This window comes from Acinetobacter sp. YH16031 (genome assembly GCF_013417335.1).
Classification (GTDB): domain Bacteria; phylum Pseudomonadota; class Gammaproteobacteria; order Pseudomonadales; family Moraxellaceae; genus Acinetobacter.
In genome coordinates this window covers 17920-31432 of the sequence record NZ_VPED01000021.1, presented here as the reverse complement: position 1 = coordinate 31432, position 13513 = coordinate 17920, and the positions used below count along the sequence as shown (strand labels likewise).

Below are 13513 nucleotides of genomic sequence, written 5' to 3'. Positions count from 1 at the left end.
AAAGGCTGATAATTCAGCCTTTTTTATATTTTGTTAATTTTGAGAATGGATAAATGGATTCGCGAGTTTTTGATAGATTTTGCGAATAGCAGCATAAATCTGGTAATCGTGCAGACTTAATCTGTTTTGAATTTCGGCCAAAGTCAGGTCTTGGCTAAAATACTTTAACATCTGTACTTCAGTCTGATTTAAAAGATTTATCTTTGTTTCTTGACTCAATAAATAACGGGCTAATTCAGGATGTAAATCGGAACCACCGCGTAGGATAATTTTCAGGCTTGCCACTATTTTCGAAACAGGATGCGCAGCAATCAGATATCGATCCACGCCAGATGACAAGAATAAATCGATCATTTCAGGTGAATCATCAGCTAAAACTGCAATCAGATGAGGAATCTGGATTCGTGCTTGAATTATATTAAGATTCTTAAGTTGTGCTTTCTCATGAATCTCATATAACACTAGATTGGGAAGATACTGTTCAATATGGAATCGAGCAGACAGATGATCGGTATAGGACAGCATATCTGGTTGATAACCGAGCTGTAGCAATGCAAGATCAAGATTGGAAGAGAGCGGTGGTGGATAAGGTTGCACCAATAATACGGGTGCGGGCAAAAATGAGGCCAAAGAAATCTTATCCTGAGAGTAATTAATATACAGATGTATTTTGGCTTAAATTATTCTCAATGCCAATCCCAAGAAATAGGGATTTAATTTTTATATATTATAAATAGTTAAAGTTTGAAAAATTGATTTTTGGATCATTTTAATTAACTGAATGTATAAAAATTTACTTTATCAGAAAATGCAGGCAAGAAAAAAGGAGCAATCTAAGTGCTCCTTTTTTTATTAGGGCTTAATTAAGCTGCATCATGGGGCAGTAATTTTTTGCAAAATTTGTAATAACACATCGAATTCGCTTTGTAGCGGTGTGCTCTTACGAGTGACCAACGCCAGAGTACGGCTTGGTGCAGCATTAATTGGATTAATACGCAGATCCGGATTGGCTTTGATCATATTGGTATGCAGCGCAATTTCTGGCAACAGGGTAAAACCAAGATCAGCAGACACCATTTCGATCAACGTCGGTAATGAACTCGCTTTCAGGCGATGATCATTTTTGCGCTCACCAATCGGACAGGCACTCAATGCATGATCACGCAAGCAGTGTCCTTCTTCCAGAAGCATCAGGCGAGACAGATCCAGATCTTCCAGAGATTTGGCTTGAGCCGCATTCTGGTCAGATTTGTGATGCACCAGATACAGGTTCTCTTTGGCAATTTCAGCAACTTTCAGACTACGGGTATCGAAAGGCAGCGCTAGCACCACCATATCCAGATTACCATGCTCCAGTTTCTCTACAATTTTCTCACTTTGAGCTTCATGTAAATGTAGCTGAATTTTCGGTAGCTGCTGATGCACTTCATCCAGAAATTGCGACAGGATGAAAGGAGCAATGGTTGGAATAACGCCAAGATGCAGATCACCGGTTAATGGTTCACTCATTTCACGACTTAAACGCATTAAGTCCTGAGCATCAGCCAGTAGAACACGGGCACGTGCAACCACTTGTTCACCAAGCGGCGTTAAACGTACATTCTGGCGATCGCGTTCAACAAGAACGCCACCGAGTAAACGCTCCAGCTCCATAATACCGCCAGACAAAGTTGACTGGGTAACAAATGAGCGGCGAGCAGCTTCTGTAAAATGCAGCGTCTCAGACAGTGTTACGAGGTATGACAGCTGTCTTAGGGATGGTAATGCAGCCATAGTGTCCTAATGTTTATGATTTAAAATGATCAGCAAATAATTCGCTAAGATATGGAATAAAATGCGGAGGGATATCATGCCCCATTCCATCAATTAATTCAAATTTAGCCCCTGAAATTGCTTTTGCAACAGCCTTACCATGACTAGGAGGCAGCAATCTGTCACGAGCACCATGAACCACCAGGGTCTCTTGTTGGATTTGCTTGTCCAGTTGCAGCAATGAACCCGTACATAATATTGCTAAAAACTGTTGAAGTACACCCGCTGGATGGTAACTTCGCTTATATAACTTACGGGCGGTCTGAATCGTTTCCAGATGATTCACATAACCCGGCGAGCCAATAATATTAAACAGCTTCAAGCTATGATCGACAATGCCATCTTCATCTGTGGAAGCGGGTTTGTCAATTAAACTAAAGAGTTGCTTTGGAAAAGGCGGAGGTAACAGTGGCTGGTTATTACTGGTAAACAGTAAACCCATTTTTTTAACTTTGTCAGGATAACGTGCGGCCAGAATCTGGGCAATCATGCCGCCCATAGAGGCACCGAGCACATAGACCTGACCCAGTCCCATTTTTTCAATCAGAAGATGTACATCATCTGCCATATCGTACAGCGTATAAGGCGCGCCCTGATTGCCTAAACCCAGTACAAAACGGCTCATCATTTTTAAAGTGTTTAAGCGAGGCCCTTTATGGTGAATTTTGGAAGATAAACCAATATCCCGGTTGTCAAAACGCACCAGATGATAGCCCTGATCAATGAGTGATTTACAGAAGAAATCAGGCCAGTACAGCATCTGTGCTCCAAGCCCCATAATCAGCAGAATGGTCGGGTGTTCAGGATTTCCGCCGACTTCCACGTGCAATTCAATGCCATTGCCAAGATCGACCTTGGTTTCACGCATGAACGCGGTATAAGGGGAATGATTGAACTGCAGGGCACTGTGCATGATGTATTTCCTGATTAAAGGACATTTCGCTTAAAAAATGTCCTTTGTATTAAACATCTAAACTGTAGCTGGAATCAAGTCAGGAACCTGCTTGGTCAATGCCAGGCGTTGTTTGGCAGCAGTGGCACCAAGCAGGACAAATCCACGCAAAGTACCGCTGGCATCAAAGGCTTTGGCCAGCATACCGTCATCAAACTCTTCATTTTCCCAAGTTACTTCGACATCAACCGGAGCAGGAAGGACAGTCAATGGCGCAGCTGGCGTTTTTACCGCAACAGGCATTGCTGGATAATGGACTGCAGTATGTTCGCCATTCAATGTTTTAGACAGGGCGCGGGCCTGCTGCATGATTGGCATGACATATGGCAAAAGCATTCCATTTACTTCCGCACAGTCGCCTACTGCATAAATGTCCGGTTGATTGGTTTCTAGTTTTGTATTGGTCAGAATCCCGCGACTGGTATGAATATCGGCTTCTTTTGCGACAGAAATATTCGGTTGTAAGCCCACAGCAGAGAGCACCACGTCAGCAACTACTGATTGGCCATTGGCAAGTGTTACCAGATAGTCACCATTTTCAACTTTAGAGACTTTTTCAACTGTTGTTCCTAATACAAAATGAATGCCTGTCTCTTCAAGATTTTGCTGGAAAGCATCTGCGACATGAGAGGGTAATAAGCGACCTAAAGGCTGGGGTGCCAGATCAATCACGGTGACCTGATGATTAGTATGTTGTAAATCATTGGCAAATTCACAGCCGATCAGGCCTGCGCCTAAAATTACTACGCGTTTATCTTCACGGGCTGCCAGATTATGACGGAAAGCTTTATAGTCAGTCAGGTTATTCACCATATGAATATCGTCGCTCGCATCACCAGCAATGGCCAGGCGTACCGGATCGGCACCTACAGCCAGTACCAGTTTAGAATAATCCTGTGTGCTTTCCTGACCGTCTTTTTCTAAAGTGAGCTGATGCTGTTCAGGATGAATGGCTTTGACCCAGGTATTTTTTTCGATGCGCATTTTCAGCTGTGCTGACATTTTTTCTGCATCACCCAAAGGGATGTGTTCTGGCGCTTTGTTTCCTGCTAAAGCATTAGAAAGCGTAGGTTTTGCATAATTAGTCGCATCATCAGCACAAATCATGACAAGTTCATGGTCTGGGTTGAGTTTGCGAAACTCACGGGCAACAGCATAACCCGCCATGCCCGAACCAATGATGACGATAGGATGCATACGATTCTCCATGCTTTTTTAAATTAGTTTTTTTCAGGTATAAAGGACATAAAAAAGACCATTGAATATGGTCTTTAAAAGAACATGATTAGATTTCAATCATTTCAAAATCGACTTTAGAAACACCACAATCCGGACAAGTCCAGTCATCAGGAATATCTTCCCATTTGGTTCCAGGAACGATTCCGTCCTGAGGCCAACCTTCTGCCTCGTCATAAATCCATCCACAAACGATGCATTGATATTTTTTCATATAACTCTCCAAAACTGACCAACTGTAGCTGTCAGCTTAAAATCCACAAATGGCAAGACCCTAAAGAATATGACTTTTAATAGTAAACATATTTGGCTAAATTTTTACGCAGTTCTATTCATAAAGTAAAGCGAATAAAAGTTTAATCAGTGAAATTAACAGCAGAAAGGGCAGTCCCTAGGTATTTCATTACTAGAAATATATTTAAGGTTAGGCAAAGAGTTGTATATTTAGTTTTATAAAACACGCTTCTGGCTTAGATTTTAAGTTGTAGACCAAAGTCGGGCAGAAAAAATGATTAAAATCAGTTAACTTAGACTTAGTCTAGTCTTTATTAAATATTTTTTAAAATAAACTTATATATTTAAATCAATAACTTATTGTTATTTTTTGCTTTAATATTGCACAATCGTTGTTGTTACACATTGTTAATTTAGTTTAAAATTCACCTATTCCTTTCCTTGTTTAAAGATCTCCCATGAGCAATTTGTCTACTTCTCTGTGGTCTCACATTCGTACTGTCCAGAATTTTCCAAAACCAGGCATTTGTTTCTTCGATTTGACTCCATTATTCATGAATAATCTAGGTCCATTAACTGAGGCTTTGATTGCCAGCATTCCTGAAGAAAAGCTTGCTGAAGTAGACAGCTTTGTGGCAGTGGAAGCACGTGGTTTCGTGCTGGCAAGCCTGTTGGCGCAGCGTACGGGCAAAGGCTTATTACTGGTTCGTAAAGCAGGTAAATTGCCGCCTCCAGTCGTAGGTGTAGGTTATAGCCTTGAATATGGCCTGGACCGTCTGGAAATGTCTGCAGAAGTTCAGGGACAAAAAGTGATTATTGTGGATGATGTACTGGCAACTGGCGGTACATTGAAAGCAGTTCATGAATTGGCTGAAAAATGTCAGCATCAGGTTCTAGGTGCGAGCATCTTCCTTGATCTGCCAGATTTACACGGTGAATTAGGCTTGGACATCTGGTCAGTACTTGATGATAAATCTCAGCCTGAAGCTGCAGTTGCTTAAGTCTGGATCATCAAAAAAGCCCCAACTATTGGGGCTTTTTTATTGCCGGATAAAATGATATTCAATTTCCTGAATCAGGTCATTAATCTGCTCAGGGTGTTCAAGACGATGGTGGCCACCTTCAATGGCATGAATTTGCATATAGTCTTCAAGCTGTGCCTGTGCTGCATGCATATCCAGAATTTCATCACCTAATTCCAGATAGGCCATTTGCGGAATATCATGCTGCAAATCGTTGTCACAAATCGCAGGATAATCATCGCGGAAATTTGGTTGCAAGCTAGGATTCGCGATTACACAAGGGATCTGATGAGCTTGTGACATTTTTAGCGCCCAATAACCGCCCAGACTGTGTCCGACCAGAATATCCGGTTTAATGGTTTCAACCATTTCGTGGTAGAAATCGGCTACCGACTGGTAGCTCAGATTACGATAATCCACATCTATACAATATTTATGCATTGCATCAATTGCATGAAATTTCGTGGACTGTTTTGACGAATCCAAGCCATGAAAAAACAATATTTTAGACATATTTTTACTCATTTCATCGGACATGGCAAAGTCGTGGTCAGGGCGTTAAGACACCACCTTCTAATATGGTTATTATTGTAAAACGTCTATTTCAAGGAAGCAGTTAGCTATTGGTCTAAGCTGATACTGGATAAAAAGGCATAATTCGTGCAGAGGATTGAGGTCTTGGACTTTCATCTAATAAAAGTTTGGCAATATTCTAAAAAAACCAATCATAAAATTCGAAACTGAAAATAATGCAAATCATTTGCCTTTAAGAATTTCATATATCCAGAAATTTTTCTCAAGAAAAGCCACATGAGGGAAGTCTTTACGCTACGATTTGATGCAGATTTCTGCTATTCTATGCAACTTCTATTTTTTAACTAATCTTATCCGAGGCAGTGATGACGCAAAATAACGCTCAATCGACTTCTGAACAAATCATTTCCGAAAACGATTTAATTGCACAGCGTCATGCCAAGTTAAAGCAGATTCAAGACCACGCAAAAGAAACTGGTGTTAGCCCATGGCCAAACACATTTAAACGTGAACATTATGCGCAAGATTTACAAGACCAGTTTGCTGATAAATCTAAAGAAGAAATTGAAGCTGGCGAACACGTTCATGTAAAAGTAGCAGGTCGTGTGATGTTGAACCGCGGTTCATTCATCGTGATTCAGGATATGACCGGTCGTATTCAGCTTTATGTTCCACGTAAAGAACTTGAGCCAGAAGTACTTGCAACGATCAAAGGCCTGGATCTGGGCGATATCATTGCAGTTGAAGGTTATATCGGTCGTTCTGGTAAAGGTGACCTGTATGTTCATATCGAACATTTTGAATTACTGACAAAATCATTACGTCCACTTCCAGACAAGTTCCATGGTTTGACTGATACTGAAGTGAAGTATCGTAAGCGTTATCTTGATCTGATCGTAAATGAAGAAACCCGTAAAACTTTTGAAGTTCGTGCCAAAGTTGTTGCCGGTATTCGTAGCTTCCTGAACGACAAACGTTTTATGGAAGTTGAAACCCCGATGATGCACGTAATTCCTGGTGGAGCATCTGCGCGTCCATTTGAAACGCATCATAATGCACTGGATATGCCGTTGTTCCTGCGTATTGCACCTGAGCTTTATTTGAAACGTCTGGTTGTGGGTGGTTTCGAGCGCGTATTCGAAATTAACCGTAACTTCCGTAATGAAGGTGTTTCTACTCGTCATAACCCTGAATTCACTATGATCGAATTCTACCAGGCGTATGCAGATTACAAAGACCTGATGGAATTGACAGAGCAAATGCTGGAAAAACTGGCAATTGATATTCTGGGTACCACTGATGTGCCTTATGGCGATGAAGTCTTTAGCTTCAAAGGACCATTTAAAAAGATCTCAATGTTTGACGCCATTCTTGAGCACAATCCACAGTTCACTCCAGAAAATGTCAATGACCGTGAGTTCCTGGCGAAATTCATTCAGGAAGAACTGAAAGAACAGGTAAAACCAGGTTTTGGTCTGGGTAAACTGCAAACAATCGTATTTGAAGAAACGGTAGAAACTCAACTACGTCAGCCTACATTCGTGACTGAATATCCAGCGGAAACTTCTCCACTAGCTCGCCGTAATGATCAAAATCCGCATATTACAGACCGTTTTGAATTCTTTATCGGTGGTCGTGAACTGGCAAATGGCTTCTCAGAATTAAATGACCCGATTGATCAGGCTGAACGCTTCCAGGCACAGGTTGCTGAGAAAGATGCGGGTGATGATGAAGCAATGCACTATGATGCTGACTTCATTGAAGCTCTGGAATATGGTCTGCCTCCTACAGCAGGTGAAGGGATCGGTATTGACCGTCTGGTGATGATCTTTGCGAATGCACCAAGTATCCGTGATGTAATCTTATTCCCGCATATGCGTCATAAACACTAATGACTTATTCGAAAAAAGGCAGTTTTTAAAACTGCCTTTTTTATGTGTTCAGTATTTATTTTAAATAAAATTAAAACCCAGCATTATTTCATTCTATTTTTTACATTTGTGATTTCATTTTTGTATTTCTATCTCATTTCTCGAAGCGATTTTTTATTTTAAAAGTCAATTAAATCTAGGGTTTCATATTATACTGATACAGTTTCGCCATTGAATATTATTTTTGAAATATCTATGGTTAGGCAAAAATAAACTTGAGAATATTGATCCCATGTTTCTAAAAAAACCATTATTAAGTGTACTTCTTACGACACTTTCGCTTCCTGTTTTTGCTCAAGGGCTGGTTCTGAATGATGCAAATCTTCGTACTGACTTGAACTGGTTAAACCAACAAGGGGTGATCCAGATCAGTACCTCGACCTGGCCGCTCAGTGGTGATGAAATTCAACGTGCTCTATCCAATGCGCAAGTGAGTAACAAAGTACAACAACGTGTTATTGATTCAGTTCTGGCGAAATTAACAGCAGACAATCAGCAGCTCAAAGTAGGCTTATTTGCAGAAAGTGATCCAAAAGATATTCCTCAAGCCTTTGGCGATCAGCAAAAGGCACAATTTCAGGCAGCTTTAGAGTTTAATGCAGGCGGCGAAAACTGGGATGCCAAACTCCGGGTTAATGCCGAAAAAGATCGACAAATTGAGAATGATCAGGATGTGAATCTGGAAGGATCTTATCTAGCAGGAAAACTCTGGAATCAATGGCTGATTGCTGGCCAAATTCCGACCTATTGGGGTCCGGGACATGATGGCAGCTTGATTCGTGGCGATGCTAGCCGCCCAGTATATGGATTTATGGCACAACGTGCAGAACAAACAGCTTTTGAAACTAAATGGCTGTCCTGGATTGGACCGTGGCAATATCAGGCTTTTGCAGGACAATTGGATGATTATACTGCCGTTCCAGATGCCAAACTTATTGGTCTTCGTGTAACAGCACAACCTTTATCTTACTTGGAGCTAGGCGCTTCTCGTGCGATTCAATGGGGTGGGGAAGGACGTCCTGAAAGCTTAAGTTCATTATGGGATGCTTTTGTCGGGAATAAAGATAATGGTGGTACGGGTGAACCTGACCCATCGAACCAGATCGCGGGTTTTGATGCACGCCTGAACCTGTTTCCTTTGACACAGGTGCCTATGGGCTTCTATGGACAATATATCGGTGAAGATGAAGCGGGTGGTCTGCCTGCGAAGAAAATGTATCTGGCTGGGATAGACTATTCTGCAACTGTAAGAAATATGCCATATCAACTGTATACAGAATGGGCAGATACACGTACTAACGGCAAGGTACGAGGTATTTCTTATAACCATACTAATTACACTGATGGTTTTTATCAGCATGGTTATCCGCTGGCACATGCTTTAGGTGGCGATGCACAGATGGTTTCAGTAGGTGGTGATATCCGTTTTGATCCGATGAACCGTTTATCTGGGCGGGTATTGTTTGCTGAAGTCAATCAGTCTGAGCGTGCAAGTGTAAATAATGCTGCTTTTGCTTTTGATGATGAAATTAAAGCACTAGATGTCACCTGGTCGCATTATATTCGTCCAGAAATGCCACTTAAAATTAATGCCTGGATAAGTGACTCAGATGTAAATGGTCAGGATGGCGGTGCCTCTATTGGAATTGAAATTCCATTAGAAAAAGGCTTGTTCAAATATTAATATTCAAGACACAACAAAATCCTGCTCATCTGGCAGGATTTTTTTATATTTTCAAAAATTACAGACAAAAAAAACGCAATGATTGGGGTTGTCATTGCGTAGAAAAAGGAAGTTTCTTTCAAAACTAAATCAATATTAACTGTGGAGAGAGTTAAATTTGATTCCTTACTGTATGTAAGTATAGTAGGACTCATTCTCATGTGACTCATCAGTATTCATGTTAATAGATGTTAAGTAAGGTTAAAACTATGAAGAATCTGTGTGGAAACTTGCCTTATTTTTGCGCATTTTGGTCCTAAATAAAAAAAGCCCCTCATATGAAGGGCTTCTTTTTAAATATTGTCTATCTTAGAAGTGGAAAACGCCTAAGCCTGTTTTCACTTCATCTAAAGTGGCCTGTGTAATATCACGGCATTTATCTGTACCCGTTTTCAAAATATCCATGATGTAATCCGGATCTTTGGCCAGTTCCATACGACGTTCACGAATTGGACCGATCAGCTCTTTGAGAATACCTTCCAGACGTTTTTTCACCGTACCATCACCTAAACCACCACGGCGATAATGTGCTTTCAGTTCTTCCAGTTCTTCTTTATTGGTGTCGAATGCATCCAGGTAAGTAAATACCACATTGCCTTCAACCTGGCCTGGATCTTCAATACGCAGGTGATTCGGATCAGTATACATCGCATTGACTGCTTTTTTGATGTCTTTGTCAGAGGCATCTAGAACAATGGTATTGCCTAGAGATTTAGACATTTTTGCTTTGCCGTCAAAACCTGGTAAGCGTCCCACATTAGAAAGCAGCGCCTTACATTCGGGCAGTAATTCACGGCCAATCTGACGGTTAAGGCGACGTACAATCTCATTGGTCTGTTCGATCATTGGAATCTGGTCTTCGCCTACTGGAACTACAGTGGCTTTAAAGGCTGTGATATCTGCTGCTTGAGCCACTGGATAGCATAAGAAACCTGCAGGAATATCACGCTCAAAACCACGCATCTGAATTTCTGATTTAATAGTCGGGTTACGCTCTAGACGTGAAACTGTCACAAAGTTCAGATAGAGCATGGTCAGTTCATTTAAGGCTGGCAGGCAAGACTGAACACAGATTGTAGTTTTAGTTGGATCAATGCCGACAGCCAGATAATCTGTCGCCACTTCAATAATATTGCGACGTACTTTTTCAAAGTTATCTGCATTATCTGTCAGGGCTTGAGCATCAGCAAGTAACAAATGTTGATGGTGAGAATCTTGTAAACCTACGCGAGAGCGTAATGAACCGACAAAATGGCCAAGGTGAAGCTGTCCGGTAGGACGGTCGCCAGTCAAGATTACTGGACGATTATCTTGATTACTCATTATCTATTCCAAAAAAGTAGTCTGTACTACATCTATATTTTAACGAATGGCCACATTGTACGGCATTCTGTTTTTGAATGTCAGCCAGAAAAAAAGCCGCAGTAAAAAAATCTTATTAATTAAACAAGTGAATACAATATTTTTTAAATATTTTCATTAAAATATGTCTAAAGATGATAAGGATAACAAGAATGGCGAGCAGCTTATTAATATTATTGGATGATATTGCGACTGTTTTAGACGATGTTGCCGTGATGAGCAAGATGGCTGCAAAAAAGACGGCAGGTGTCTTGGGGGATGACTTGGCATTAAATGCCCAGCAAGTCAGCGGTGTACGGGCAGAACGTGAACTTCCTGTGGTGTGGGGGGTAGCGAAAGGTTCTTTTATTAATAAGCTGATTCTTGTTCCTTTGGCTTTACTTATTAGTGTGGTTGCGCCTTGGTTAATCAATCCTTTACTGATGATTGGTGGTCTGTTTCTCTGTTATGAAGGCGTAGAAAAAGTCCTGCATAGCTTAAAGCATAAGAAAGCCAAGACTGAAGAAGATGCTGAAGCTGAATTCACAGCAATCGAAACTGACTTAGCCACATTTGAAAAAGAGAAAATTAAGGGTGCGATCCGAACTGACTTTATTTTGTCTGCGGAAATTGTAGTGATTTCTTTGGGCACCGTGGCAGCCGCAGCTTTTACCACCAAGGTCATCGTACTGGCAGGGATCGCCATATTAATGACAGTCGGGGTGTACGGCTTCGTTGCCATGATTGTTAAAATTGATGATTTAGGTTTGTACCTGACTAAACAGGCATCCAGCTTCAAGCAAAGTATAGGCCGTGGATTACTGGCTTTTGCTCCTAAATTGATGAAAACCCTCACGATTGTAGGTACGATTGCGATGTTCCTGGTCGGAGGCGGGATTATTGCTCATACCATTCCATGGTTTCATCATTTCACTGAAGATTCGGTTGAGTATGTAGAGCATATGCCTAGTCTGGGCAGTATCGTAGGGGCTGTTACGCCTACACTTATTAATCTGGTGATTGGTTTTGTGGCAGGGTTAATCGTATTTATCTTGATTGGCTTTATTCAAAAAATCAGATCGAAATCAAAGCAGGCATAAATCAGGCCCGTTAAAATAAGCTGACTTTAAACTATAAGGAATCTCACTATGCGCTGGAAAGGACGTCGTGTTAGTAGCAATGTAGAAGACCGTCGTGGCGGTGGTGCCAAAGCCGGTGGAATCAGTATTCTCGGGTTGATTATTGCTTTCGTGGCCTGGAAGTTTTTTGGTGTTGATCCACAGCAAGCCTATCAAACCACCAAGCAGGTCACACAAGGTGTTTCTAGTGCAGAAACACGAGGTCTGGAAAATCCAACGCCAGAGCAGCAAGAAGCGATCGATTTTGTAGGAACTGTGCTTGCCGATACAGAAGATACCTGGTCTCAAGTATTTCAGCAGCAGCTGAACCAGCAATATACTCCGCCTAAACTGGTTCTATTTAGTGGGGTAGTAAATTCTGGTTGTGGTACAGCGCAATCGGCCATGGGACCTTTCTACTGTCCGGCAGACCAGAAAGTTTATATTGATACGGCATTCTTTAAAGATATGCGTACTCAGATGGGAATTAGCGGGGAACAGAACTCAACCGAGTTATCTCGCAATGATCAGGCAGGTGATTTTGCTCAAGCCTATGTGGTAGCGCATGAGGTGGGTCATCATATCCAGACCATTTTAGGTATTTCTTCACAGGTACAGCAGGCACGTCAACAAGCCGCTCAAGCTCAGGGCAATCAGCTTTCTGTACGTCAAGAACTACAGGCAGATTGTTTGGCAGGTGTATGGGCTTATCATAACCATGAGCGTACTCAGTTCCTGGAGCAGGGTGATGTACAGGAAGCCATGGATGCGGCACACAAGATCGGTGATGACTATCTGCAGAAAAAGGCACAAGGCCATGTCGTGCCGGATAGCTTTACGCATGGTACCAGTGCACAGCGGGTAAAATGGTTTAATACCGGTCTAAAATCAGGTCAGATGTCTGCTTGCGATACTTTTAATCAAAATATCTAAAATTAAAGATCGAAAAAGGGGAGCAAATGCTCCCTAATGATTGAATAGTTATTTTTCCAGAAAACGACGGAAGTCTTTCAAAATCTTGATACTGACAAATAAGGCGGCCAAGGCAAATAGCGAAATCGCAAAGAGAATATATTTTAAATTGCTGATGTCATTATTATAAAATTGCTTCAATTCATTTTTGGAATAGCTGAGTTTAGTGATCTGACCAGTTCGACTATCTTGGAACTGAATATTTTCAATATAAAAATAATTTCTCACTTTTACTAAATTAACATTTTGAATCTGCCGGGTATGTGACTGATTATAGTCATCAGTACATAGGGCCGCATAATGCTCACAGCTGATTTTTGCTACATAACCATTTCCCGCAATCAGGATAAACAGCGCATTGTCTGGACGTTGATTATTAGACACCAGTACATATTGTGCTTTGGCACTGCTTTTTAAAGGAATGCTCACGGCTTGCTGATAATATTGATCTGCTTTCAGAATTTCCTGAACTTTGGCAACACAGGTGAATATCAAGGAAAGTGTGACCAGAAAAATGACAGCAGCGAGGCACAGACGGAATATAGTTTTGACAGTTTGATGCATGGGAGAAAATTTCTAAATAGAAAGGAGGAGTGAGCAATAAAGTGCTTTAAGGCTGTATGTTAAATCATCAGTTG

General features: G+C 41.3%; 13 protein-coding genes. 5 read left to right on the top strand and 8 right to left on the bottom strand.

Translation table 11 applies throughout. From position 1 onward, the window contains the following. Positions 1-33: 33 nt before the first annotated feature. From FTV31_RS10355 to rubA, 5 genes are all read right to left on the bottom strand, one after another. Complete coding sequence (locus tag FTV31_RS10355) at positions 34-630, bottom strand: response regulator transcription factor (RefSeq protein WP_180014694.1); 597 nt, start codon at positions 628-630, stop codon at positions 34-36. 243 nt (positions 631-873) lie between these two features. Continuing rightward, positions 874-1773: a LysR family transcriptional regulator OxyR gene (gene oxyR, locus FTV31_RS10350; RefSeq protein ID WP_180014692.1), complete on the bottom strand. Its 900-nt coding sequence runs from the start codon at positions 1771-1773 to the stop codon at positions 874-876. Positions 1774-1786: 13 nt separating this feature from the next. Further along, positions 1787-2725: an esterase EstB gene (gene estB, locus FTV31_RS10345; RefSeq protein ID WP_218948714.1), complete on the bottom strand. Its 939-nt coding sequence runs from the start codon at positions 2723-2725 to the stop codon at positions 1787-1789. Between the two features lie 57 nt (positions 2726-2782). Then, complete coding sequence (rubB, locus tag FTV31_RS10340) at positions 2783-3961, bottom strand: rubredoxin reductase RubB (protein WP_180014690.1); 1179 nt, start codon at positions 3959-3961, stop codon at positions 2783-2785. A gap of 88 nt (positions 3962-4049) precedes the next feature. After that, on the bottom strand, positions 4050-4214 hold the full coding sequence (rubA, locus tag FTV31_RS10335) for a rubredoxin RubA (RefSeq protein ID WP_004783011.1): 165 nt from the start codon (positions 4212-4214) through the stop codon (positions 4050-4052). A 478-nt stretch (positions 4215-4692) separates the two neighbouring features. Here rubA and FTV31_RS10330 point away from each other — a divergent pair, with 478 nt between their 5' ends. Beyond that, positions 4693-5235 carry an adenine phosphoribosyltransferase gene (locus FTV31_RS10330; RefSeq protein WP_180014689.1) on the top strand — a complete coding sequence of 181 codons (543 nt, stop codon included), beginning with the start codon at positions 4693-4695 and terminating at the stop codon, positions 5233-5235. Positions 5236-5274: 39 nt separating this feature from the next. Here the strand turns inward: FTV31_RS10330 and FTV31_RS10325 are convergent, their stop codons facing one another. Next, a complete protein-coding gene (locus FTV31_RS10325; protein WP_004783008.1) occupies positions 5275-5769 on the bottom strand; it encodes a YqiA/YcfP family alpha/beta fold hydrolase in 495 nt (164 codons plus the stop codon). A gap of 386 nt (positions 5770-6155) precedes the next feature. Between FTV31_RS10325 and lysS the strand changes: the two genes are divergently transcribed. Both lysS and FTV31_RS10315 read left to right on the top strand, forming a co-directional pair. Continuing rightward, complete coding sequence (lysS, locus tag FTV31_RS10320; protein WP_034704199.1) at positions 6156-7682, top strand: lysine--tRNA ligase; 1527 nt, start codon at positions 6156-6158, stop codon at positions 7680-7682. Between the two features lie 271 nt (positions 7683-7953). Further along, the gene (locus FTV31_RS10315; RefSeq protein WP_180014687.1) at positions 7954-9405 is read left to right on the top strand and encodes a capsule assembly Wzi family protein; all 1452 of its coding nucleotides are present in this window, start codon (positions 7954-7956) and stop codon (positions 9403-9405) included. 348 nt (positions 9406-9753) lie between these two features. Here the strand turns inward: FTV31_RS10315 and trpS are convergent, their stop codons facing one another. Then, positions 9754-10767: a tryptophan--tRNA ligase gene (trpS, locus tag FTV31_RS10310; protein ID WP_005234596.1), complete on the bottom strand. Its 1014-nt coding sequence runs from the start codon at positions 10765-10767 to the stop codon at positions 9754-9756. 191 nt (positions 10768-10958) lie between these two features. On the opposite strand from trpS, the gene FTV31_RS10305 reads away from it, so the two are divergent. Both FTV31_RS10305 and FTV31_RS10300 read left to right on the top strand, forming a co-directional pair. Beyond that, positions 10959-11885 (top strand): DUF808 domain-containing protein, encoded by a 927-nt coding sequence (locus FTV31_RS10305; protein ID WP_180014685.1) that lies wholly within the window; start codon positions 10959-10961, stop codon positions 11883-11885. A 48-nt stretch (positions 11886-11933) separates the two neighbouring features. Next, the gene (locus FTV31_RS10300) at positions 11934-12836 is read left to right on the top strand and encodes a neutral zinc metallopeptidase (protein WP_180014682.1); all 903 of its coding nucleotides are present in this window, start codon (positions 11934-11936) and stop codon (positions 12834-12836) included. Between the two features lie 48 nt (positions 12837-12884). Here FTV31_RS10300 and FTV31_RS10295 read toward each other — a convergent pair whose 3' ends face one another. Beyond that, entirely contained in the window at positions 12885-13439 is a 555-nt protein-coding gene (locus FTV31_RS10295; protein WP_180014680.1) for a hypothetical protein, read from the bottom strand. Positions 13440-13513 lie beyond the last annotated feature (74 nt).